At 70.1% G+C, this 24,171-nt stretch carries 20 protein-coding genes; 10 read left to right on the top strand and 10 right to left on the bottom strand.

All coding sequences use genetic code 11. The features are described 5' to 3' along the window. Positions 1-75: 75 nt before the first annotated feature. Positions 76-1,668: an MFS transporter gene (locus ISU10_RS16960; RefSeq protein WP_194697606.1), complete on the bottom strand. Its 1,593-nt coding sequence runs from the start codon at positions 1,666-1,668 to the stop codon at positions 76-78. 79 nt (positions 1,669-1,747) lie between these two features. Continuing rightward, positions 1,748-2,398 (bottom strand): class I SAM-dependent methyltransferase, encoded by a 651-nt coding sequence (locus ISU10_RS16955; protein WP_194697605.1) that lies wholly within the window; start codon positions 2,396-2,398, stop codon positions 1,748-1,750. Positions 2,399-2,504: 106 nt separating this feature from the next. Between ISU10_RS16955 and ISU10_RS16950 the strand changes: the two genes are divergently transcribed. Then, positions 2,505-3,104: a helix-turn-helix domain-containing protein gene (locus tag ISU10_RS16950; RefSeq protein ID WP_194697604.1), complete on the top strand. Its 600-nt coding sequence runs from the start codon at positions 2,505-2,507 to the stop codon at positions 3,102-3,104. A gap of 166 nt (positions 3,105-3,270) precedes the next feature. After that, positions 3,271-3,723 (top strand): iron chaperone, encoded by a 453-nt coding sequence (locus ISU10_RS16945; protein WP_194697603.1) that lies wholly within the window; start codon positions 3,271-3,273, stop codon positions 3,721-3,723. Here ISU10_RS16945 and ISU10_RS16940 read toward each other — a convergent pair. Then, positions 3,695-4,450, bottom strand: a complete 756-nt coding sequence (locus tag ISU10_RS16940; protein WP_194697602.1) for a nucleoside/nucleotide kinase family protein — start codon at positions 4,448-4,450, stop codon at positions 3,695-3,697. The two genes, ISU10_RS16945 and ISU10_RS16940, sit on opposite strands and share 29 nt — an antisense overlap. Then, positions 4,447-4,953 (bottom strand): hypothetical protein, encoded by a 507-nt coding sequence (locus tag ISU10_RS16935; RefSeq protein WP_194697601.1) that lies wholly within the window; start codon positions 4,951-4,953, stop codon positions 4,447-4,449. The genes ISU10_RS16940 and ISU10_RS16935 overlap by 4 nt, the downstream gene beginning before the upstream one ends. Positions 4,954-5,000: 47 nt before the next feature. Between ISU10_RS16935 and ISU10_RS16930 the strand changes: the two genes are divergently transcribed. Both ISU10_RS16930 and ISU10_RS23885 read left to right on the top strand, forming a co-directional pair. Further along, positions 5,001-6,200, top strand: a complete 1,200-nt coding sequence (locus ISU10_RS16930) for a hypothetical protein (protein WP_194697600.1) — start codon at positions 5,001-5,003, stop codon at positions 6,198-6,200. After that, positions 6,197-6,853: a 3'-5' exoribonuclease domain-containing protein gene (locus ISU10_RS23885; protein WP_370865568.1), complete on the top strand. Its 657-nt coding sequence runs from the start codon at positions 6,197-6,199 to the stop codon at positions 6,851-6,853. Before ISU10_RS16930 ends, ISU10_RS23885 begins: the two co-directional genes overlap by 4 nt. 28 nt (positions 6,854-6,881) lie before the next feature. On the opposite strand, the gene ISU10_RS16920 is transcribed toward ISU10_RS23885, so the two are convergent. Continuing rightward, the gene (locus ISU10_RS16920) at positions 6,882-7,310 is read right to left on the bottom strand and encodes a hypothetical protein (RefSeq protein ID WP_194697599.1); all 429 of its coding nucleotides are present in this window, start codon (positions 7,308-7,310) and stop codon (positions 6,882-6,884) included. A gap of 264 nt (positions 7,311-7,574) precedes the next feature. On the opposite strand from ISU10_RS16920, the gene ISU10_RS16915 reads away from it, so the two are divergent. Beyond that, a complete protein-coding gene (locus ISU10_RS16915; protein WP_194697598.1) occupies positions 7,575-8,084 on the top strand; it encodes a hypothetical protein in 510 nt (169 codons plus the stop codon). Positions 8,085-8,114: 30 nt separating this feature from the next. On the opposite strand, the gene ISU10_RS16910 is transcribed toward ISU10_RS16915, so the two are convergent. From ISU10_RS16910 to hutH, 3 genes are all read right to left on the bottom strand, one after another. Further along, on the bottom strand, positions 8,115-8,573 hold the full coding sequence (locus ISU10_RS16910; RefSeq protein WP_194697597.1) for a hypothetical protein: 459 nt from the start codon (positions 8,571-8,573) through the stop codon (positions 8,115-8,117). A gap of 120 nt (positions 8,574-8,693) precedes the next feature. Then, positions 8,694-10,346 (bottom strand): urocanate hydratase, encoded by a 1,653-nt coding sequence (gene hutU, locus ISU10_RS16905; RefSeq protein ID WP_370865566.1) that lies wholly within the window; start codon positions 10,344-10,346, stop codon positions 8,694-8,696. After that, on the bottom strand, positions 10,343-11,905 hold the full coding sequence (gene hutH, locus ISU10_RS16900; RefSeq protein ID WP_194697595.1) for a histidine ammonia-lyase: 1,563 nt from the start codon (positions 11,903-11,905) through the stop codon (positions 10,343-10,345). Before hutH ends, hutU begins: the two co-directional genes overlap by 4 nt. A 70-nt stretch (positions 11,906-11,975) precedes the next feature. Here hutH and ISU10_RS16895 point away from each other — a divergent pair, with 70 nt between their 5' ends. Further along, positions 11,976-12,725, top strand: coding sequence for an IclR family transcriptional regulator (locus tag ISU10_RS16895; RefSeq protein WP_194697594.1), 750 nt, complete (start codon positions 11,976-11,978; stop codon positions 12,723-12,725). A gap of 99 nt (positions 12,726-12,824) precedes the next feature. Next, entirely contained in the window at positions 12,825-13,547 is a 723-nt protein-coding gene (locus ISU10_RS16890) for a hemerythrin domain-containing protein (protein ID WP_194697593.1), read from the top strand. A gap of 12 nt (positions 13,548-13,559) precedes the next feature. On the opposite strand, the gene ISU10_RS16885 is transcribed toward ISU10_RS16890, so the two are convergent. Then, positions 13,560-16,889 (bottom strand): ATP-binding protein, encoded by a 3,330-nt coding sequence (locus ISU10_RS16885; protein WP_194697592.1) that lies wholly within the window; start codon positions 16,887-16,889, stop codon positions 13,560-13,562. 65 nt (positions 16,890-16,954) lie between these two features. Then, a complete protein-coding gene (locus ISU10_RS16880; protein ID WP_370865563.1) occupies positions 16,955-18,355 on the bottom strand; it encodes a type I glutamate--ammonia ligase in 1,401 nt (466 codons plus the stop codon). 50 nt (positions 18,356-18,405) lie between these two features. On the opposite strand from ISU10_RS16880, the gene ISU10_RS16875 reads away from it, so the two are divergent. The 3 genes from ISU10_RS16875 (at position 18,406) to ISU10_RS16865 (ending at position 24,115) form a co-directional block, all read left to right on the top strand. Further along, a complete protein-coding gene (locus ISU10_RS16875; RefSeq protein ID WP_370865561.1) occupies positions 18,406-19,851 on the top strand; it encodes an APC family permease in 1,446 nt (481 codons plus the stop codon). A 33-nt stretch (positions 19,852-19,884) separates the two neighbouring features. Continuing rightward, positions 19,885-21,003, top strand: coding sequence for an amidohydrolase family protein (locus ISU10_RS16870; protein ID WP_194697591.1), 1,119 nt, complete (start codon positions 19,885-19,887; stop codon positions 21,001-21,003). Positions 21,004-21,121: 118 nt separating this feature from the next. Then, on the top strand, positions 21,122-24,115 hold the full coding sequence (locus ISU10_RS16865; protein ID WP_194697590.1) for a (Fe-S)-binding protein: 2,994 nt from the start codon (positions 21,122-21,124) through the stop codon (positions 24,113-24,115). Positions 24,116-24,171 lie beyond the last annotated feature (56 nt).

The following is a 24,171-nucleotide window of genomic DNA, read 5'->3' as shown; positions in this document are numbered from 1 at the left end:
CGTGACGATAGGTGACCGAATGGTCACATGTCAAGCAGTGAGTACGCGCCGTCCGATCGGCGCGTCCAAGGCGGCTCAATGACGCTGGTGGTCTGGTGACGCCCAGGTGGTGAGTGGAGTGTTCGGTTCGGGTGGGACTGGGTACTTCGGGCGGATGACGATGACCAGGAAGAGGGCGGTCATGGCTGTGGCGCCGGCCCACATGGCGTGCTGCCAGCCGTCGACGAACGCTTGTCGGGCGGCGTCGACTATGGCGATCGAGCTGTCGCCGCGGTCGCCTGCTGCCGCGACTGCGTTGGCGAGGCCATCGCGGACGGGTCCGGCGACGTCATCCGGTACTCCGACGAGTTGGGGTTCGATCGCGCTGCGGTAGCCGGCGGTGAGGACTGCGCCGAGCAGGGCAACGCCGATGGCGGTGCCGAATTCTCGGGTCACGTCGTTGAGGGCGGAGGCGAGTCCTTGCTTGGCTCGAGGTAGAGAGCTGGTGATGGCTTCGGTGGAGGGGGTCATGGCCAGTCCCATGCCGAAACCGAGGGTCAGGATGCCGGGCAGCACGGTCAGGTAGCCGCCATCGACGGTGATCAGGCTTGCCATCAGGACCAAGCCGGCTGTCACGAGTGCAACGCCGAGGGCCATGGTCGGGCGGTGGCGGGCGCGTTGAGCGACTCTGGGGGCGAGGACCGAGGAGGCCATCATCAAGACGGCCATGGGCAGCATCCCGACGGTGGCGTGCAGGGCCGACCAGCCGAGGACGATCTGGAGGTAGGGGAACAGGACGACGAGGATGCCGGCCTGGACTCCGAAGACGGTCAGGATGGAGAGGGACCCGGCGGCCAGGCGCCGGTCTTGGAACAGGCGGATGTCGAGCAATGGAGCAGTCTGACGGCGCTCCCAGGCGATGAACCCGACGGTGCCGGCGATGCCCATGGCGAGCGCTGCGAGCGTTGGCGGCTCGGACCATCCATGGACCGGGCCTTCGTGGAGGGCGTAGACGAGGCCGAGGACCGCGAAGACGGACGCGACTGAGCCGAGTGTGTCGAAGCGGTGAGGGGCGAGTTCTCGGGTGTTGGGCACCGACCGGAGCGTCATGGCGACGGCGATGACCACCAGGGCGACGGGAAGGGCGAACAGCAACCGCCAGGAGGCGATGTCGACCAGGACTGCGGACAGATACATGCCGAGCAGGCCGCCTCCGCCGCCGACCGCGGTCCATGCGCCGATTCCCTTGCCTCGTTCTTCTTCAGGGAACGTGGAGGTGATGACGGCCAGCGTGACCGGCATGATCATTGCGGCGCCGACGCCGGCGGCGAATCGGCATGCCAGCATCATCTCGGTGGAGGTGGCGAACGCGGCGGCAGCGTTGGCGATGCCGAAGACTGTCAGTCCGGCGAGAAGCATGGGCTTGCGGCCCCACCGGTCACCGAGCGCACCGAGCGGCAGCAGGAGTGCTGCGAGGCTGAGTGTGTAGAGGTTGATGAACCACAGGACCTCACTCTGCGAGGCGTCGAAGTCGACCGCGAGCTCGGGCTGGGCGACGTTGAGCCCAGTGACGGAGGAGATGACGGCCATGAGGGCCACGCAGACGGCGACCAGGACCGCACGCCTCTTGCGGGGGTCCTCGATCGTGGTACGGGCGTGGCCGGTGGTCGACGGATGGTGGTGTTTCACGGGTTCCTCTCTCCGAGCGCGGTTCGTCGCCGCCGTGCCGGTGCGGCAGGCGGGCAGGCGCGCGTTGGGGGCGGGTTGGCTAGTTGCGGCGGGTGGCGCGGACGACGACGTCGTGGGTGGTGGTCTCGTGACCGCCCGGGCCCGTCATGGTCCGTTGCGATTCCTCAGCGGTCACGATCTGCCAGGTCTGAGGGTCGAGCAGCGCCGTGATCGCCCTCACGGTCGAGGACGCCTCCGCCGGGGGCTGGTCGCCGTACTCGCTCTCGTGGCCGTGTCGGTGCTGGTGGGTGCTGTCGTGGTGGAGGTGGCCGACGATGAGGAGGGTGCCGTGAGGCGCGACCCAGGAGGCGATGCGGCGGTAGAACTCGAGCTGGGGGATCGCGGGATGTGCGTAGTGGGTGGTGACGAGGTCGTAGCGCTGTCCGGGTTCCCAGGTCGACAGGTCAGCCTGCACCCACTGCACGCGGTCGCCGGCGCCTGCCTCGGCTGCGCGGTGCTCGCCGTAGGCGAGTGCGGCCTCGGATACGTCCACCGCGGTGACGGACCATCCGGCCGAGGCCAGCCAGATCGCCTCGGCACCCGCGCCGCAGCCGGCGTCGATGGCCGAGCCTGGTTTCAGGTTCCCGACCTGGCCGACGAGGTGAGGGTTCGGGTCGCTGGTGCTCATCGCGCTCGCACGCTCGCCTGACCAGATGTCGTCCCAGTAGTTCTTGTCGAAGGTGTGGTCCACGGTGCTGTCTCCCGGGGCTGTGCGGCCGCCGTCTGCGGCACAGCAAGGAGAATGACTCTCACCAGGCGGATTCGCAAACATTCTTGCCGAATGGCAAACTGTCCTCATGGATGACACCGACAGAACCCTCGATGCCGTCGGCCCGCGCCTCAAGGAGCTGCGTCAGCGGCGCGAGATCACCCTGACCGAGCTCGCAGACGAGACCGGCATCTCGATCAGCACCCTGTCTCGGCTTGAAACCGGTCTGCGGCGACCGACGCTCGAGCAGCTGCTGCCGCTGGCACGCTCGTACGGCGTGACGCTCGACGAGCTGGTCGACGCACCGCCGACCGGTGACCCTCGAGTGAACCTGCGGCCGCTTCCCACCAACGACGGCCGCACCATCCTGCCTCTGAGCAGACGCCCAGGCGGGATCCAGGCCTACAAGTTCGTCCTCCCCCCAGGCGACGACCAGAAGCCAGACCTGCGCACGCACGAGGGCTACGACTGGGCCTTCGTCCTCAGCGGACGCCTCCGCCTCGTGCTCGGCGAGCACGACCTCATCCTCGAGCCCGGCGAAGCCGCAGAGTTCGACACCCGAACCCCGCACTGGTTCGGCGCCACCAGTTCCGGACCGGTCGAGTTCCTGAGCCTCGTCGGCAAACAGGGCGAACGAGCCCACCTCCGCGTGGCGCCGAAGAGACACCTCCCCGACGAACGCGCGTGAGGCGCCCCCCGAACTTCGCGGGCTGTGTGGTCAGTCGCTTGCTGTCGGCCTCCGCAAGGGCCTCCGCCCTGGCCTTCGCAGCCGCCAGGACCTCGTCTCGTTGCTCCATTCCCAGGGTCGCACGAGCCAGGTGTCACAAACCTCGAGCCGCGTTCGTCAACCGGGCATGACCACCAAGAGCGGGAAGAACACCAGCCAGTTCACCGACGAAGAGCGCAGCGCCATGCAGGCCCGGGCCAGCGAGGTCCGCACGAGCAGCCGCGCCAAGGACAAGGCGGCCGCAGAGGCGCAGGCGTGCCTCGACGCGATCGCCGAGATGCCCGACCACGACAAGGAGCTCGCCGCTCGGGTGCATGAGCTCGTCACGTCGGCGGCGCCGGGGCTGGCACCGAAGACCTGGTACGGCATGCCCGCCTACGCCAGCGACGGGAAGGTCGTGTGCTACTTCAAGGCCGCCGACAAGTTCAAGACCCGCTACGCCCAGCTCGGCTTCGAGCAGGAGGCGGACCTCGACGACGGCTCGATGTGGCCGGTCGTCTGGGCGATCACCGAGCTGAGCGCCGCCCAGGAGCGCGAGATCACCAAGATCGTCAAGAAGGCGGCCCGAGCAGCCGGTTGATCCGCTCGGCCGTCGCGGAGTCGGTGGTGATCACCCGGCGCAGGCCGTGGGGCGTGCGGTGCCAGCCGGGTGGCACCGCAACCACACCGGCGACCGTCGGGCTGTCGACGTCGGCGTTGTCGATCACCAGGTCGGCAGAGCGCACGGGGTCGGCGACAGCCCGGTAGAGGGCCTGCGCGTCGAGGTACCGCTGCTGCTCCGGATCGTCGACCTGGGCGGAGAAGCCACCCCGCGCGGCCACTCGACGTACGCGCTCCTCATCGGGCACCTCGAGCCAGACGACCACGTCCCAGCACTCACGTAGTTCCTCGCGCTGGGCGAAGACACCGTCGACCACCAGCACGCCGCGATCCGGCACGGCCTCGGCCTCGGCCTCGACGTAGGCATCACTCGTGAGGTCGTGGAAGCGACAGCGGTACGACGCTCCCGGGCCTCGTCCCCACGGGTCGAGCAGCTCGCGGCGCAGCGCCCGATAGTCGAAGGATCGCGCCCAGACCGTCTCGCCCGTCCGTCCCTGCTCGTGGCGATGGGCACGGGGGTGGTGGAAGTCGTCCATCGAGGCGCGTACGGCGACCCGTCGCCGCTGGCGGAGCACGTCGGCCAGCTCGTCTGCGAACCAGGTCTTGCCGGCGCCGTCGCCGCCGTCGATGACGACGAGAAGCGGCCGGTCGAGGTCGGGCAGAGCGTCGGCGACGCGGCCCAGCACGGCGCGCCGCTCGGGGGTCACGTGTCGGAACCTCGCACGTGCCCGCCGCCGGGTGGGCGTCGGACCATGAAGTCCCAGACCAGGCCGTGACCAACGACCACCAGCAGGATCAGCAAGATGGCCTCCATCTGCACCGGGCGCATGTCGAACGCCGTGGCGACCTCGGGATAGGCGCCGATGAAGGCGACCAGGAGATAGATCACGAGCGTGGCGACGTACTTGGCCTGCGGCTTCGGCTCGCTGGAGTGGCGTAGCACCCGGATCAGTCGCAAGGTCGAGTAGCAGCCGACCGCGGCCACCGCGATGAAGCTGGCCCGCCAGACGGTCGGCGTCTCGGTGCCGCCGACCTGTGCGAACAGCCCCATCAGGGCCGGCAGCAGGAACGTGAGGTAGATCCCGCCCACCGCCCGGCGCTCCTCCGGGATGCCGATCCACGTCGAGTTGAGCTGGAGCACGTTCCACCAGAGACCGAGCAGGGTGAAGCAGGTCGCCGAGAACAGCGCGTAAAAGGTCGAGATGTCCATGCCGTGTTCCCCCTCCGCGCGACATCGTAGAGAGGAAGACTGTGCCCATGCACGAGCAAGAGCGCTTCGTCCAGCGCGGCGGCGTCTTCGGCCTCGACGACGTGGTGGGTGACTTCGACGCGTCGGGTGTCGAGTCGCTGCGTGAGATCGCCGACATGATCCGGACCCAGGCCCGAGACGGGGTCCGCAGCGCGATGGCGCTGGCGGGCAGCGCCGCCCAGTCGAAGTTCCAGCTGTTCCCGGGCGACTGCGACTTCTTCGAGCGGGTGCACATCGTCGCGCCGACCCGGGAGGACGCCGTCGCGATCTTGGCCCTGACCATGATCGAGTCGGTCGCCCGCACGTTCACCAACCCGCTGCTCCAGTTCGTCGAGATGAAGCTCGGCCTCTACCCGGCCCCGTACAGCCGCGACGAGGAGGCCGTGTCCCAGGGCTCGCCGATCAGCTGGGGCCTCACCGACATCGACGGGCGCGTCGTCAAGGTCGTCGACGCCACCGGGGAGACCTACCGCCTGCGCATGCACGACGTCGCCATGGACCCCGGTTTCGTCAAGCTGGACTGGGTTTTCGCAGATCGCGCCAAGGACCGCGTCGTCCCGGTGTCCAAGGTGATCGACGCGACCTGGGAGGCCCCCGACGGCTCGGTCGTCGCGCTCGACGGAGTGCTCGACAGCTTCTACCAAGAGGTCTATCTCGATCCCGACAGCAAGGTCGACATCGAGCGGCTGGTGCAGCACGTCTCGCCCGACGGGCTGGAGAACTACCTCGAGCAGATCGGCGGCGAGATCGCGAAGTACAGCGCCGAGGGCCATGAGAACTACGGCAAGGTCGCCAAGCGTCTCTACAACATCACCCGCATCCTGCGGCGCGACGCCGACGCGTCGTACCTGCGGCAGCTCTTCGACGACCCGCCGGCGCGGCTCTACCAGGTGGGCGGCACGATGCACGCGCTGAGCGAGGCCATCCGGGCCGACCGACTCGACCGAGAGACCATCGCCGGTCAGCTGGCCGCCCTCGAGGGCACCATCGCCGAGTGTTACTCCGGGCCCGACCGCGACGAGATCGTGGACCTGGTCCGCAGACTGCCCGAGCTTGACGAGGACGAGCTGCTCGCTGCTGCCGAGCGCATCGCGGCCGCCTCCAACGTCCAGGTGAGCGGGTACTTCCAGCAGAAGATCTCCGAGTCACCCGGGCTGAAACAGGTCTACGACCTGGTCATCAAGCAAGCCTCGGAGCCCAGGGAGTGACGACCACCTCCGAGGACGAGCTGCCCGACGAGCTCGACGCCGAACCGCCCGTCCGCACGGACGCCTACATCTCGGCCGACATCGAGGCCGACGGCCCGATCCCCGGCCGCTTCTCGATGCTCGCGCTCGGCATGTGCATCGCCGGCGAGCAGGACGCGGCCGGCACGTTTCGTCCGATCCAGCCGGAGTCGGCGCGCTTCTACCGTGAGCTGAAGCCGATCTCCGAGGAGTTCGAGCAAGAGGCGCTCAACGCCATCGCCGAGACCGGCCTGGACCGCGAGCGGCTCAAGACCGAGGGCATCGATCCCGCGCAGGCGATGACCGATGCCGCGAAGTGGGTGCTCGACCTGGCCGACGGCCGGCGTCCGGTCTTCGTCGGCTGGCCGATGGGCTACGACTGGATGTTCCTGCAGTGGTACTTCCACACGTACTCCGAGATCGGCTCGCCCTTCTCGTTCGGCTCGGCGCTCGACATGAAGACGATGGTGTACGTCGGCACCCACCGCGTGCTCGACGAGCTGGGCAAGGAGAAGCTCCCGCCCGAGCTGGTACCGCAGCGTCCCCATACCCACCACGCCCTGGACGACGCCGTCGAGCAGGCCGAGCTGTTCCAGCGGCTGCGCCGGTGGCGCCCGCCTGGCCGGGATCAGTAACCAGCCGCAGCCGCCAGCGAGCCGATCATCACCCCAGCGCAGCGGCGATCTGCTGCAGGGCCGAGACCATGGTCTGGGTGTTGGGGTCAGTCTGCGACGAGTAGCAGGTGTAGCGGTTGTCAGCGAACACCTTCACGACCTGGCTCGTGACGCCGACGTCGTAGCGGCATCGGTTCATCATGTTGATGCACTCGTGCTGGGTGAGCCCTTGGCTGATGCCCTGCGCCTGACGCTGTGCGTTGACGATGGCGTTGATCTCGGCGCACTTGTCGCCCGGTGCGCCAGCGGGGTACCAGTTGCCAAAGGGGGCGACCTCGTCGGCGGTCACGAAGACCGTGGCGGTGCCACCGACGCTGGACACCGTGACGGCACCGGCAGGTGCGCTGACGGCGACGGCGCCCGCCGAGACGGCGGCGGCCACGACGACACCGGCGGTGAGACGGCGAAGGATCTTCATGAGGACTCCTGAGGCGGGAGGAACGGGCGTCGGACGCATCCGGGGCTTTGGTGCCTTCAGCCTGCTCGGTGGCCGAGTCCCCTGTCCGTCGCCGTGGCGACACATGGGCTGTTCGCGCCGGGTGAGCTCGATGGTGGGCGGCATCGTTGCGGTCCGGGGCGAGCGCAAACCACCCGGGCGGGTGGACTACGGGGACCACCTGTCTGGTTCCGTGGAGCCGGGCCCGAGGCCGTGCGAGCGTCGCGGCAGGGTCGGGAGGAAGACATGAACACCGCTGGCTGGATCATCCTGATCGTGGTCGTTCTCGTCGTCGCTGCCGCGGCGGCCTGGGCGCTGATGGGCAACCGACGCACCCAGGCACAGCGCGAGCACGCCGAGCAGCTGCGCAACGAGGCCGCCGAGAAGACGGCAGCGGTCGAGGCTTCGCGCCGCGAGGCCGAGGAGGCTGCCGCACGCGCCGAGGTCGCGCGCGCCGAGGCCGCCAGGGCCGAGCAGCAGGCGGCGCAGGCTCAGCAGGGAGTGACCTACGAGGAGGCCCGCGTCGAGGACCACCTGCGATCTGCAGACCGGGTCGACCCCGACGTCGACACGCGCGCCGACGACTACCAGCCTGGCGAGCCCACGACGACCGCGCCCCCGGCGGCCGGTGGGACCTACGCCGATCCTGCGGACCAGACCGCGACCGACGTCACCGGTCGTCCCCTCGCGGCCGAGGACACAGCGGACGAGTCGCCCCACGAGCATCGTCACGCACACCGCGGAGACCCCGCGTAGCGTCCGCGACCGCGACGGCTCGAGGCTTCCTCAGACGCCCTGCTGCTTGGTCCACTCGTCCATCTTCGTCAGCAGGTCGTAGAGGTCGCCCGCGTCCATGTAGGACCAGTGGGAGCAGGTCACGGTCTTGTCGTCCGCAGCGATGTCGACCTGCACGAAGTTGAGGTTGTCCACGCTGAGGCACTTGTTGACGGCCGCCTGGCATTCGTCCTGGTTGAGCTCGTTGTGGTTGCCCACGCTGAGGCGCTCAGCGTTGGTCTGGCGGGAGATGCTGTCGCAGATCTCCATGCGCCTGCTGTAGCCGATCACGCTGCCGAGGGTGTACCAGTCGCTGGCCTCGTCGTCCGACAAGGTCACCGCGACGCTTCCGGTGCCCGAGGTCAGGTTGGCGAACGCCGCGTTCGCAGGGGTGGCCATCGACAGCGTCGCGAGGCCGCCGACGACGGCGGTCAGTGCGGCGGTGGTCAGGCGGCGGAGGGTGAGGTCCATGGCGATCTCCTTGAGGTCAGGGCCGCTCTCGCGGCGGTGACCACACCTTCGACCGCGACCGGCAGCACCGTCGGTTCGCTATCCGACAGTTGTGGCGAACCGGTGGCAGGGGCGCGCAGCCTAGTCGCGCATCGGCACGCGTACGTCGCGCTCGTCGGCCACCTCGACCGCCCGCTCGTAGCCCGCGTCGACGTGCCTGATCACGCCCATCCCAGGATCGTTGGTCAGCACCCGCTCGATCTTCTGGGCAGCGAGCTCGGTGCCGTCGGCGACGCAGACCTGGCCGGCGTGGAGCGAGCGCCCCATGCCGACGCCGCCACCATGGTGGAAGGACACCCAGGTCGCGCCTGAGGCGGTGTTGACCAGTGCGTTGAGGATCGCCCAGTCGGCGATGGCGTCGGAGCCGTCGAGCATGGCCTCCGTCTCGCGATAGGGCGATGCGACCGAGCCGCAGTCCAGGTGGTCGCGGCCGATCACGATCGGCGCCTTCAGCTCCCCGCTGGCCACCATCTGGTTGAACTTCAAGCCGGCGAGGTGGCGCTCGCCGTAGCCCAGCCAGCAGATCCGCGCGGGCAGGCCCTGGTAGTGCACCCGCTCGCCCGCCATCTTGATCCACTTGTGCAAGCGCTGGTTGTCGGGGAAGAGCTCGAGGATCGCGCGGTCGGTGGCCTCGATGTCGGCGGGGTCGCCCGACAGCGCAGCCCACCGGAACGGGCCCTTGCCCTCGCAGAACAGCGGCCGGATGTAGGCCGGCACGAAGCCGGGGAACTCGAAGGCCCGGTCGTAGCCGCCCTTGCGGGCCTCGTCCCGGATCGAGTTGCCGTAGTCGAAGACCTCGGCGCCGGCGTCCTGGAACTCCACCATCGCCCGCACGTGAGCAGCCATCGACGCCTGCGCGTCCTTCGTGAAGCCCTCGGGGTCGCGGTCGGCTGCGGCCTTCCAGTCGTCGAAGGAGACACCGATCGGCAGGTACGACAGGGGATCGTGGGCCGAGGTCTGGTCGGTGACGACGTCGATCGGCGCCTTGATCTCCAACAGCCGCGGGAACATCTCGGCCGCATTGCCGAGCACGCCGATCGACAGCGGACGCCGCTCGTCACGTGCCTTGACCGCCATCTCCACTGCTTCCTCGAGCGACGAGGCCTGCGTGTCCAGGTACTTGTGCTCGATGCGCCGGGTGATCCGCGACTGGTCGACGTCGATGCAGATCGCCACGCCGTCGTTCATCGTCACGGCCAGCGGCTGCGCGCCACCCATACCGCCCAGGCCGGCGGTCAGCGTGATGGTGCCGGCGAGTGTGCCGCCGAACTTCTTGTCGGCCACCGCGGCGAACGTCTCGAAGGTCCCCTGCAAGATCCCCTGGGTGCCGATGTAGATCCACGAGCCCGCGGTCATCTGGCCGTACATGATCAGACCGAGGTCCTCGAGCTTGCGGAACTCCTCCCAGTTGGCCCAGTCACCGACCAGGTTGGAGTTGGCGATCAGCACCCGCGGCGCCCACTCGTGCGTCTTCATCACGCCGACCGGCTTGCCCGACTGCACGAGCATGGTCTCGTCGGCCTCCAGGTCGCGCAGGGTGCGCACGAGCGCGTCGTAGGCCGGCCAGCTGCGGGCGGCCTTGCCCGTGCCGCCGTAGACGACGAGGTCCTCCGGTCGCTCGGCCACCTCGGGGTCGAGGTTGTTCATCAGCATCCGCAGCGGCGCCTCGGTCTGCCAGGACTTCGCGGTCAGCTCGGTGCCGTGGGCAGCGTGGATGGGCAGGCGGTCGTTCACTGAAGCTCTCCGATCTTCTCTTCGACGGCGGCCAGCACGGCGCCGGACTGGACGAGCGAGACACATGCCTCGATCTCCGGGGACAGGTAGCGGTCCGGGCCGGGCCCTTGCACCCCGGAGGACCGCAGCAGGTCGACGACGGCCCCCGTGCCGGCCGCGGGTGACACTCCGCGGGTCGAGCCTGTCGAGACCCGCAGGTCGAGCGCCCGGGCTGCCGTCAGCACCTCGATCGCGACCACGCGGGACAGGCCGTCGACGGACCGCCGGAGCTTGCGTGCGGCGTTCCACCCCATCGAGACGTGGTCCTCCTGCATGGCGGAGGACGGGATCGAGTCCACGGACGCCGGCACGGCCAGCCGCTTCATCTCCGAGACGATGGCGGCCTGGGTGTACTGCGCGATCATGTGCCCGCTGTCGACGCCGGGGTCGTCGGCGAGGAACGGCGGCAGGTCGTGGTTGCGGGCCTTGTCGAGGAAGCGGTCGGTGCGCCGCTCGCTGATCGAGGCGGCGTCGGCAGCGACGATGGCCAGGAAGTCCAGCACGTAGGCGACGGGCGCCCCGTGGAAGTTGCCGTTGCTGCGGACCTCGTCACCCACGACGACCGGGTTGTCGACGGCGCTGGCCAGCTCGCGGCCCGCGACAACGGCCGCGTGCTCGACGGTGTCGCGCGCCGCACCGTGCACCTGCGGCGAGCAACGCAGCGAGTACGCGTCCTGCACCCGGTGGAGCTTGTCCTCCCGGTGGCTGGCCATGAGGCCGGAGCCCTTCAGCACCGCCGTGAGGTTCGCGGCCGACAGCGCCTGGCCGACCTGTGGCCGCAGCGCCTGCAGCTCCGGCGCGAAGACCCGGTCGGTGCCCATCTGGGCCTCGACGCTCATCGCGGCGGCGATGTCCGCCGTACGCAGGAGCATCCGCAGGTCGGTGATCGCCAGCACCAGCTGGCCGAGCATGCCGTCGGTGCCGTTGATGAGAGCCAGGCCCTCCTTGGCCTTCAGCTCGACGGGAGCCAGTCCGGCTGTGGCCAGAGCGGCGCCGGCCGGCATCAAGGTGCCGTCGGCGTCGCGCACCTCGCCCTCACCCATCAACGCCAGCGCACAGTGCGACAGGGGAGCCAGGTCGCCGGAGCAGCCCAGCGACCCGTACTCGCGGACGACCGGCGTGATCCCCGCCGACAGCAGCGCAGCCATCAGCTCGGCCGTCTCGCGACGGATGCCGGTGTGGCCGGTCGCCAGGGTCGAGAGGCGCAGCAGCATCAGCGCGCGTACCACCTCACGTTCGACCTCGGGCCCCGAGCCCGCGGCGTGCGAGCGGACCAGCGAGCGCTGCAGCTGCTCGCGCATCTGCGCCGGGATGTGCCGGGTGGCCAGGGCTCCGAACCCGGTCGAGATGCCGTACGCCGGGTCGGGTGCCGCCGCCAGGTCGTCCACGACCTCGCGGGCCTGGTCGATCGCTGCCAGGGAGTCCGGGGTCAGCTCGACCGCCGCGCCCTCTCGAGCCACCGCGACCACGTCCCCGAACGACAGGGGCCCGACGTCCACACGCACCGTCATGGCAGTCATGCAACTCCTGTGCGCCTCCTGACGGCAGTGGGGGGCGACGGAATGCTGTCTCGGATGCGAGACTGGCCGGGTGGGACAGGTACCCGCTGCGACGCGGACGCTGCGCGTGCTGCGCTTCTTGGCCTCCCAGCCGGAGCCGACGTCGATCGACCGCATCATGCGGGCCTGCGCCCTGCCTCGCAGCACGACCTACCACCTCCTGACCGCCATGGCTGAGGAGGGCTTCGTGGTGCACCTGCCGGAGGAGCACCGCTGGGGGCTGGGCGTCGCGGCGTTCGAGGTGGGCAGTGGCTATACCCGACAAGAGCCGCTGCAGCGCATCGCCCGCCGACAGCTCGCCGAGCTCGCGGACCGGACCCGACAAAGTGCCCACCTCGCGGTGCTGCACGGACGCGACGTGCTCTACGTCGTCGAGGAGCGCGCCCCCGGCCGCCCACCTCTGGTCACCGACGTGGGTGTGCGACTCCCCGCCCATCTGACCGCGAGCGGACGGGCGATCCTGGCCGCGCTGCCGCCTGCCCAGGTACGCGCGCTCTACCCCGACGCCGACGCCTTCGTGCACCGCCACGGCACCGGCCCGCGCACGCTCAGCCAGCTACGCGCCCTGCTGGCCGACACGCGCCAACGCGGGTTCGCCACCGAAGAGGGCGAGGTGACTCCCGGCCTGGCGAGCGTCGCCTCCGCAGTCGTGGACCACAACGGCCACCCCGTCGCCGGCCTCGCGCTCACCTACGCCGACGGCGACGCCCACGCACTGGCCGATGCCGTACGCCGTACGGCCGGGGCCCTGACCCGACGCCTCGGCGGGACCTCGACCTAGACGGTCGACCGCTCAAGTCGCACCCAAGTACCACCCAAGCGGGGGCGGCGACCGTGAGGGCACACAGACAGACCTGGCCTCACGAGAAGGAAGACCGCGATGACCACCACGACCTACCCCGAGCAGCTGCTCCTCCCCGGCCAGGCGGCCGCGCCGGAGGGGCCGGTGGACATGTTCATGATGTACCTGATGCACCACGCGTTCCGGCGCGACCTGCGCCGCTTCGCCAGCGCCGTACCTCACACTCCGGTCGACGACCGGGCGACCTGGACGGCGCTGGCCGACCGGTGGGGGCGGTTCGCCGACGTGCTGCACAAGCACCACAGCGGCGAGGACGCCGGGCTGTGGCCGTTCCTGCTCCAGCGCGCCGACGACGACGAGCGCGTCGTGCTGCTGGCCATGGAGGCCGAGCACGACAAGATCGACCCCCAGCTGAAGTCGTGCGCGCACCTCCTCGCCGAGCTCGCGCGAGAAAGCCGGGACCGCGACCGCCTGCGGGCACAGCTGTCGGTGCGCCTCGCCGAGACCCGTGAGCTGCTCGACCACCACTTGCGCCACGAGGAGTCCGAGGCGATGGCCATCCTTCAGCGGCACACGACCCAGGAGGAGTGGGACCGGCTCGAGGAGGAGTTCTTCGGTGAGACCAAGAAGGACCTGCGCGCCCTGCTCTACGTCTGCAACTGGATCGCCGAGGACCTCGCGCCTGCCGTGGTCGACGGCGTCTTCGCCAAGGCCGGCCAGGCGTTCCGGGTCGTGATGTGGCTGGGCAGGCGTCGGTTCCGCAGGCTCGAGCAGCAGGCCTTCAGGTACCTGCCGGCCTGATCGGAACGCGATTCAGAAACCGTGGCGATCCCGCAGGTCGAGGAACCACCTCTCGGCCTGCGGGACCTGCCACGCACGCATCTGCTCGACCGCGTGGTCGGCGTGCTGGGTGGCCAGATCGAGGTCGCCGGTCCCGGCGGCCGCGAGCGCGAGGTACGCGTCGACGGGACCCAAGGCCGGGTTGGTGCCGGACATCACGCAACGCCCGCTGTAGGGCCGAAGGAGGGCGTACATCTTCGCCGCCACCTCGGGTTCACCGAGGCCCAGCGCGCCTTCCGCGCAGAACGCCCAGTACGTCGGGGAGTACCAGCTCAGCCTGTCGTCCTCATGGCTCTGGTCCCACATGACCCTCGCGGCATCGAAGTTCTTGCGTCGCAAGAACAGCGCAACTGCCGCCGGGGCCAGGGGGAGGCTGGTCTGTGCGAGGAAGAACTGGACGAGATCGACGGCCACGGGGATGTCGGGCTCCCACAGCGGACGGTAGAGCCTCACACCTGTGACGGTGTCGAGCTTGGCGGGCATCGAGATGAGGTCCTCGAGCTCATCGACGCGGGCGAGCTGCGCCTCGAACACCTCGTGGTCGCCCCGCATGACCGACCACGAGTGCGCGAGGCAGACCAGCATCAGCTCCGCGAAGTACAAGCGTTGCTCGCGCGCGTCCTCGGCCAGCCGGACGAGCTCGGCATCGATCCCGTCGACGTCGCCGAGCTCGCTGCGCACACTGGCCAACAGGCAGCGAGCGTTGGTGAGCAGGCGGGCATCGTCCAGCTCCTCGGCGAGGGTGGCGCACTCCGTCAGGAGCGCTCGACGCCTCTCGGCGCAGTCGGGGCGCCACAGGGCTGTCACCGCTGCCAGCAGCGACTTCGCCAGCAGGTCGACGTCCGCCAGCCGCCGGGCGATCCCGATGGCCTCGTCCACCAGCCGGTCGATCTCCGCGGCCCGCGCTGAGTAGTAGTCCTCGGTCGCCAGTGCCAGCAACAACCGGCACCGCACCTCGGAGTCCTCCACGGACAAGGAGGCGAGTGCCTGTCGCAACACCCCGACGACCGCCTCGTTGCTCACCGCGTAGGCCCGGGCCGGCCAGAGCGCGTCGTACGACGGCACGGTCGCCGACCGGACGACGAGCTCCGGCTCACCGAGCTCACCGGCGATCAAGGTCGCCTCGTCGCTGGCCTGGTGCATCTCGTCGCGACGAGTGCTCCAGCGGCAGGCCGTGGCGTACTCGACGAGCAGGTCGTAACGCTGCCGGGCGTCGGCATCCGGGTCTCGGGCATGGAGGGCGAGCGCGGTCTCGAGGTGTCCGGCTGCCTCTTCGGCCGCGTGCGCCGACATCGCCAGCGCACCCGCTCGCGCTGCAGCCCGCCAGGCCCGCCCGACGTGACGGGGGCCGGCTGCCGCCCAGTGGCGCGCCACCTCGGGCGCGCGGGGCGTGGCGTCCGGCCGCTCCTCCACGATGGTCGCGATCCGCGCGTGTAGACGCTCACGGCGAGACGGGGAGAGCGAGTCGTAGGCCGCGTCACGAGCCAGCGCGTGGCCGAACCGGAACTGGTCGCCACCCACGTCGCGCAGCAGGTCGCCGTCGACGGCGGGCTGGAGGAGGTCGAGCAGGGCGAGCTCGTCGGCGTCGAGGGCTCGGGCCAGCACGTCGACCGAGAACTCCCGGCCGATCACGGCGCCGGCCGTGAGCGTCGTAGCCGTGGGCTCCGGCAGCTGGGAGATCCGGCGGCCCACGACGGCAGCGACCGTCGCAGGGACCGTGTCGATCGCCTCGCCGAGCCCACGCCCCTCGTCTCGCGCGAGCCGTCCGTACTCGATGAGGAAGAACGGGTTTCCGTCCGTGCGCAGGTGCAGCGCCGTTGCCACGGACTCCTCGACCCCGCCTGCGAGCTCGGACACCAGGCGGGCGGTGTCCTCCTCGCTGAGTCCAGCGACGTCGATGGTCGTGGCGTGGTGGCGCGCGAGGGACTCAGCGACGTCGGCAAGCGCGTGACCCGCGCTCGTGGGCGCAGCGGTCGCGCCGCGCCGCCAGGTCGCGAGCACGAGCAGACGTCCGGACTCGAGGTGGGCCAGGACGTGACGCAGCACCCGCAGCGACGAGACGTCCGCCCAGTGCAGGTCTTCCAGCCCGAGCACGACGGTCTGGTCACGAGCCAGGTCGGCCAGCGCACGGCGCACGGACTCGGCGACGGCGAACCTGGCGGCGTCCGGGTCCACGCCGGCCGTCGGCTGGTCGACCACCGCGTCGCCGAGCACCTGACGCCATGGCCACAGCGGCGGCGCGTCCTCGTCCTGCGAGCAGCGGCCCACCAGCACCAGGGCACCTCGCTGCTGAGCCCGGGCCGCGAGCTCAGCCCCGAGGCGGCTCTTGCCGGCGCCCGGTTCGCCGACGAGCGCGGCGTAGGCGGGCGAGCCGCCGTGCGCCTGGTCGAGCAGGCTCTCCAGGATCGCCAGGTGCTGCTCGCGGCCGACGAGCGGCCACTCTGGAAGCGTGACCGTGGCCTGCTCAGGGCCGCGCGCCGGATCAGGCGCCACGGCTGCCCTCGCGCGGGCGGGCGGCAGCTCGTGGCGAAGGATCGCCGTCTGCAGCTGGTTGATCTCCCGCGAGGGCTCCAGCCCGAGCTCCTCATCGAGCGTGGTCCGCAGACGCTCGAGCGCCCCGAGGGCATCGGCCTGCCTGCCGGTGCGAGCGAGGGCCAGGGCCAGCAGCTGCCAGGGGCGTTCGCGAAGGGGGTGCGCCCGGGTCAGCGACTCGAGCTCGGCGACCGCCTCGGCATCGCGACCCGCCGCCACCAAGCAGGCGGCCCGATCCTCCTGGGCCAGCACCCGGAGGGCATCGAGGCGAGCACGCTCGGGCACCAGGAGGTCGGACTCCGGCAGGTCGTCGAACGCTGTGCCGCGCCACTGCCCCAAGGCGTGCGCCAGCCGAGCGGCCTGCCCCTCGATCGCCGCCGGGTCGTGCGCGACCGGCACCAGATCGGTGGCCACCGCTCCCAGCTGGCCGTGCACCTCGTGAACCGTCGCCGCGAAGCTCTCGGCGTCGGTGTCCGCGACGAGGCGGTAGCCGCTGTCGACGCTGAGCAAGTACGACGACGCGACCCGGGCCGGCAGGTCGGGCTCGAGCGCGCGACGTACGACCGACACGTAGCTCTGCAGCGTCGTGCTCGCACTCGCCGGGGCGTCGGGTCCCCAGATCGCCTCGACGAGGACGTCGGGCGAGACGGTGCGCGCCGGATGCAGGGCCAGTGCGGCGAGCAGTGCGCGGTGCTTGGCCGCGCGCAGCTCGACCGGCGGCCCTCCTTCTTCGGCCACGACGAGCGTCGGGCCCAGCACCCCCACCCACACGGGGTGGAGCATAGGCCGCGTCGTGTCCCTCAGCGTGCGCCAGAGCGCACGCTCGCCCACACGACTCAGCGCTGCCACCTGGTACGGGCCGCGATCTCCTGGTCGCTGACACCGTCGAACAGCTCGATCTCGCTCTCCCGCACGGCGACGATCGAGGCGGACAAGGGGCCGCCGAAGGCCTCCCGGATCACCGCGTCGCCGGCGAAGGCGACGACCGCCTCTCGGAGCGAGGTCGGCAGGCGCTTGATGCCGCGCGCGGCCAGCTCGGCATCGGGCAGCACGGCGGGATCGACGTCGACGGGGTCGGGCAGACGCGCGTTGGACGCGAGGCCGGCCACGCCGGCAGCGATGACGCCGGCGAAGGCCAGGTAGGGGTTGGCGTGCAGGTCGAAGCACTTGACCTCGATGTTGGCCGCCATCGCCGTCGCCCCCGGCGATCCGGTGACCATCCGCACCGCTGCCTCGCGGTTCTCCAGCCCCCAGCAGGCATAGGTGCCCGCCCAGTGGGAAGGCAGGTGCCGCAGGTACGACGTCGCGCCAGGTGCACCGACGGCCATCAGAGCAGGGAGATGCGCGAGCACCCCAGCGGCGAAGGACTCCCCCTCCGCCGAGAGCCCGAAGTGCTCGGACGGGCCGCCGGCCATCAGGTTCTGGTCGCCTCGCCACAGCGAACAGTGCACGTGACCGCCGTTGCCGACACCAGGCACGGCCACCTTCGGGGAGAACGAGGTGCGGAAGCCGTGCCGTGCGCCGACGCCAGCGATGACGGTGCGCACCAGCACCGAGGTGTCGGCAGCGGAGACCGGGTCCTCGGGTGCTACGGACAGCTCCATCTGACCCGGCGCGTACTCGGGGTGGAACTGTTCGACGACGACCCCCGAGCCGGCCAGGGCCGTGAGCACGTCACGGCTGTAGTCGGAGCCGTCGACGAGTCGGGCCAGGCCGTAGGCCGGCCCACGCACGGCAGGCGTGAAGTCGTCAGTCCCGTCGTCGTCACCGACCACCCATTCGAGCTCGACAGACGCCTTCATCGAGATCCCATGCGCTGCCAGCGATCCGACCATGGACGACAGCAGCAGACGGTTGCACTGGTCGTGCGGGACGCCGTCTTGCCGGTAGCGGTCGGCCGGCGTCCACGCCCACCCGGGCTGAGCGGAGAGCGGGACGACACGGCGTACGTCCGGCATCACCCGCAGGTCGCCGACCACCTCGCGCCCCTCACCCGCGCCGGCGATCCAGTCGTCGAAGCGGAACCGGTCGAAGGACACCGACGACCCGACTCCCCACGCCGCGAGGTGCGGCAGCCGATCCAGCGGCACCGCCTTGACCCTGGCCACCCCGGAGTTGTCGACGAACGTCGCGGCGACGGCGACGATGCCGCGCTCGGAGAGTGGGCCGAGCAACGTGGCGGCCGCGGCGGCACGTGCGTCGCGTTCGGTCTGGGCCAGGTCGGCGACGTGATCCACACTCGCATCGTAGGAGCCGGCAGGGGTCGGCTCCTCGGAGAGGAGCGCAGGTGGCCACCGCCGGCAGTACCGGACTACGCAGGGGTCTCACGATCTGGCAGGCAGTCGGCATCTCCGTGGCGCTGATGGCGCCGTCGATGGCCGCGAACATCAACCCCCAGGGCACCGCTGGTCTCGTGGGTCGCGCGACACCACTGGCGTTCTTCCTGGCCGCGGTCGCGGTGCTGCTGATCGCCTACGTGTTCGTGCGGCTGTGCCAGTACTACCAGCACGCAGGATCGGTCTACGTCTTCGCAGGCGCCACGCTCGGACCGCAGGCGGGCGCTACGGCGGGTCTGAGCCTGCTGGCGACCTATACGTTCTACGGCCTGGTCACCGCCAGCGCGACCGGTGTCTTCGGCGCCCAGTTCCTCGATGACACGGGCATCTGGACCGACCAGCCCGACTGGGCGGGCTTCGTGGTCGGCGGGCTGGCACTGGTGCTGGTGCTGTGGCTCGCGATCGTGCCCGCACGACGCGCGACCACGACGCTCCTGGTGATCGAGGGCGTCACCGTACTGCTGATCCTGCTCATCGCACTGTTCGCGTTCGTGAAGATGGCGGCCGGTTCCGCGCCGGGAGGTGCCGAGCTGACCCTCGACGTGTTCAAGGTCGAGCCCGGCACGGACACCTCCACGCTGTTCCTCGGGATCGTCTTCGGCCTGCTGTCGTTCGCCGGCTTCGAGGCGGCCGCCACCCTCGGCGAGGAGGCGCACAACCCGTCGCGCGACATCCCCCGGGCGATCCTCGGCACGGCGATCTTCGGTGGCGTCTACTTCACCTTCGTCACCGCCGTCGAGGTGATGGCCTTCGGGACCGACAAGGCCGGCATGGAGGCGTTCGTAGGGTCCGGCGCGCTCATGGGCGACATCGGCACGTCCTACATCGCGTCGTGGATCGGCGAGACCGTCACCCTCGGCGCCGCAGTCAGCGCGTTCGCCTGCTGCCTGGCGTGCGTCGTGGGGGCATCGCGACTGCTGTTCGCCGTGGCTCGCGACGCCAGCCCCGGCTCGATCCTCAGCCGCACCGGCCGCAACGACACCCCTGCGATCGCGGCCATCGTGGTCTGCTTCAAGATCGCTGCGATCGCGTTGGTGTGCGCGGTGCTCTTCGGTGCGAAGCCCTTCGACACGTTCCTCTGGAGCGGCACCATCGGCACCTTGATCCTCCTCGTCGCCTATGTGCTGGCGACGGTCGGCTGCATCAAGCTGCTGTTCGTCGATCGCAAGATGTCGGTGCCGACGTGGGAGATCGTGATCCCGCTGGCCGCGCTCGTCATGCTGGGCTACACGATCTGGCGCAACGTCATCCCCTACCCCGATGGCAACCCGGGTCAGTGGTTCCCCGTCGTCGCGTTCGGGATCGTGCTCCTGGTCGCTGTCGCGATGGTGCTCTCGCCGGGTCTGGCACGCCGGCTCTCGGTGTCACTCGAGAAGGTCGACGCGGCCGATGGCTGAGCTGCGAGCCTGCGAGCCTGCGAGCCTGATGACATGACCCAGACCCCTTACGTCGCAGGGCCTCTCGTCGACCACCACTGTCACGGCCTCGTGCGACGCGACCTCGACCGCCCGGCCTTCGAGGCGTTGCTGAACGAGGGGGCTGGTGCCGGCAGGTGGACTGGCTCACCGTTCGACTCGATGCTCGGGGCGGCGATCCGACGCCATTGCGCGCCGCTGCTCGGCCTGGAGCCCCACGCCGACCCCGACACCTACCTGGGCCGTCGGCAGGCCCTCGGCCACGACGAGGTCGCCCGGCGGATGCTGACTGCTGCCGGCATCGACACGCTGCTCGTCGACACCGGCTTCCAGCCCGAGGAGATCTGTGACCCCGCCGAGGTGGCGGCCTACGCCGGACCGGCCGTTCGCGCCCACGAGATCCTCCGTCTCGAGACGACGGCCCAGGAGCTGCTGGAGACCGGCACGGAGCCGCGCGACTTCCGCAACGCGCTGCGCCAACGCCTCACCGAGTCCGAGGCAGTCGGCGCCAAGAGCATCGCCGCCTACCGCTGCGGCCTCGACCTGCTCGGCGAGCGCCCGAGCGACCTCGACGTCGTGGCCACCCTGCACTCGTCACGGCCCGCAGACGGTGAGCCCTGGCGGATCACCGACCGCACCGTGATCAGCGCCCTGGCGTGGACCGCGATCGAGGCCGGCCTGCCCCTCCAGCTGCATGTCGGGTACGGCGACAACGACGTCGACCTGCTCCGGTGCGACCCACTGCACCTGACGCCGTTCCTGCGCGCGACCGAGCCACTCGGCGTACCGGTCCTGCTGCTGCACAACTACCCGTTCCACCGCCACGCCGCCTACCTTGCCCAGGTCTTCGACCACGTCTTCATGGACGTCGGCCTCGCGGTGCACAACACCGGCGCCCTCTCGCGACGACTGATCGAGGAGAGTCTCGAGCTGGTCCCGTTCACCAAGCTGCTGCACTCCTCCGACGCCTTCGGACTGCCCGAGCTCTACCTGCTGGGCAGCCTGCTGTTTCGCCGGGGCCTCGATGGCGTGCTGGCCGACCTGGTGCGAGCCGACGAGCTCAGCGAGCCCGACGCGCGGCGCATCGGCGCCATGGTGGCGGGTGGCAACGCCCGTGGCGCCTATCGACTCTGAAGCAGCACATGTCCGCTCAGTAGGAGTCTTCTCACCTGGGCAGGTCTGCCGCCCGTCGGCGCTGCGCCTTAGGCTCGGGCAGTCCCTCGACGTACGGACCCCGACAGGAGCCTGTGGAGTGAACTGGGTGCTGGTGATCGGCCTGCTGATGAACGCGGTCGCCCTGCCGATCGTGGGTCGACGGGTCCTCTTCCTCTACCGGCTGATCACGGCCGGACAGCCGGCGCCGGGTCGGGTAGAGGGAGTGACCGGGCGTCTCGGCGCGACCCTCAAGCGCCAGGTCGTCGAGGTCTTCGGCCAGAAGAAGCTCCTCAAGTGGAGCGTGCCGGGCGCGGCGCACTTCTTCGTCTTCTGGGCCTTCGTCATCTTGGCCTCGGTCTACCTCGAGGCCTACGGCGCCCTCTTCGACCCCCACTTCGCGATCCCGCTCATCGGCCGCTGGGCCGTGCTCGGCTTCCTCCAGGACTTCATCGCGCTGATGGCGCTGGCCGGCATCACGACGTTCGCGATCATCCGGCTCCGCAACTCCCCGCAGCGGCTGGGCCGCAAGTCCCGGTTCAAGGGCTCCCACCTCGGCGGCGCGTGGGTCGTGCTGTTCATGATCTTCAACGTCGTCTGGTCGCTGTTCCTCTTCCGAGGCGCCGCCTCCGCGCTGGGCAACCTGCCCTACAAGAGCGGGGCGTTCATGTCGATCGCCGTCGGCGACTGGCTCGACGGGATCGACCACGGGTCCTTGGAGTTCCTCGAGCACCTCGGACTACTGCTCCACATCGGCATCATGCTGGTCTTCCTCGTCGATGTGGTGCACTCCAAGCACCTCCATATCTTCGTGGCGCCGATCAACGTGATGTTCGGTCGCACTCCAGTGGCCCTGGGTGCCGCAGTGCCGATGATGTCGGCCGGCAAGCCGATCACGATGGACGACCTCGAGGAGCTCGACGAGGACGCCAAGCTGGGCGTCGGCGCCGTTGAGGACTTCACCTGGAAGGGCCTGCTCGACTTCGCGACCTGCACCGAGTGCGGCCGTTGCCAGTCCCAGTGCCCCGCATGGAACACCGAGAAGCCGCTGTCTCCCAAGATGCTGATCCTGGAGCTGCGCGACCACGCGTTCGCCAAGGCGCCCTACATCCTGGCTGAGGAGTCCGCCCGCGACGGCCTCCCCGAGTCGGTCAAGCAGGAGGCCGCCCGCCCGCTGATCGCCGACGAGGCGTCCTACGGCGTCATCGATCCCGATGTGCTGTGGTCGTGCACCAACTGCGGAGCCTGCGTCAACCAGTGCCCCGTCGACATCGAGCACGTCGACCACATCATCGACATGCGCCGCTACCAGGTGCTCGTCGAGAACAACTTCCCGGCCGAGCTCAGCCAGCTGTTCCGCGGTCTGGAGGGCAAGGGCAACCCCTGGAACATGGCGCCGACGATGCGCATGGACTGGGCCAAGGGCCTCGACTTCGAGGTCCCGGTCGTCGGCGAGACCATCGAGTCGCTCGAGTCGGTCGACTGGCTGTTCTGGGTGGGCTGCGCCGGAGCCTACGAGGACCGCGCCAAGAAGACCACACGCGCCGTCGCCGAGCTGCTCAACCTCGCCGGGATCTCCTTCGGCGTGCTGGGCAACGGCGAGACCTGCACGGGTGACGCGGCGCGGCGCGCCGGCAACGAGTTCGTCTACCAGGGCCTGGCCTCGCAGAACGTCGCCACCCTCACCGAGGCCAAGACCAAGCAGGTCGTCACCACCTGCGCCCACTGCTTCAACACCCTCAAGAACGAGTACCGCGACTTCGGCCTCGAGCTCGAGGTCGTGCACCACACCCAGCTGCTCAACCGGCTGGTCCGCGACGGCAAGCTCACTCCCGTCGCGTCCGGTGAAGGCGCGTCGCCGCGGTCGATCACCTACCACGACCCGTGCTTCCTGGGCCGCCACAACCAGGTCTACAGCCCGCCGCGCGAGCTGCTCCAGGTGCTGCCGGGAGCGCAGTACGTCGAGATGGAGCGGTCCGCCGAACGCTCCTTCTGCTGCGGCGCGGGCGGCGCCCGCATGTGGATGGAGGAGCGGATCGGCGAGCGCATCAACGAGAACCGCACCCGCGAGGCCGTGGCCACCGGTGCCGACCAGATCGCCGTCGGCTGCCCGTTTTGCCGCGTGATGCTCGACGACGGTCTGACCGCCGCGCAGTCACGTGGTGAGGCGAGCGAGCAGGTCGAGGTCCTCGACGTCGCCCAGATGCTGCTGGCCTCGGTCAAGGGCGTCTCGGCGACGAAGGCGCGAGCCGTCGTGGGATCGGCACCTGGTCCCGCCGCACCGCCGGCAGCCGGAGAGTCGCCCGCCTCTCCCATCGCCGCACCATCGGTGGCCCAGCCTGTCGAGCCCGTCGAGCCCGTCGAGCCTGTCGACACCAGGCAGCCCGGCTCCCTCTTCGACACCGACCAGGCCGACCAGCCTCAGCCCACCGAGGCGAAGTCCGAGGTCGAGGGCATCCAGGGCGGCGAGGGCAAGCTCGGTGGCTCCTTGTTCGGCGACGGGGCCTCACTGTTCGATACCCCGGTCGAGGAGGAGACCACCTTCGCGGCACCACCTGCCACGCCTACCCGGGCCAAGGCCGACGCCGGCGTCGGCACCGAGATCCCCGCCGGCACCTCCCTGTTCGACATCGGCGACTCCTCGCCTGAGCCACCCGCCGAGAGCGCGCCGGCGCAGCCAGCGGCGACTACCGGGCCGACTACCGGGCCGACTACCGGCTCGACTACCGGCTCGGCTGACTGGCAGGTCGGCGACGACATCCCCGAGGGCCAGTCGCTGTTCGACGTCGGCCACGGCGCACCCGCCGGCTCGGCGACCCCGGCGGCAGCCCCGGCAGCCGCTGCGACCCCGGCCGTCGAGGACGCCACCCCCGATTGGCGAGTCGGCGACGACATCCCCGAGGGCCAGTCGCTGTTCGAGGTGGGCCAGGGTGGCCAGGACCCCGAGACGATTCTCGACGCCGACGACGAGCCCGAGCCCGACGAGGCACCCGAGCCTGTCGCACCCGATGGTGCGCCGGCGTCCAGCGGTGCCACCAACACGCCTCGCACCGACGCCGACATCAACCACACCGACTCCCTGTTCGACTTGTGAGAGCCCGCTGACCTGGGCAAACGTCACCTGACATCATGTGACGCCGAAGTGATGTC

This window comes from Nocardioides agariphilus, from assembly GCF_015352445.1.
In the GTDB taxonomy this organism is placed as follows: Bacteria; Actinomycetota; Actinomycetes; order Propionibacteriales; family Nocardioidaceae; genus Nocardioides; species Nocardioides agariphilus.
This window is presented reverse-complemented; position numbering and strand designations above follow the sequence as displayed.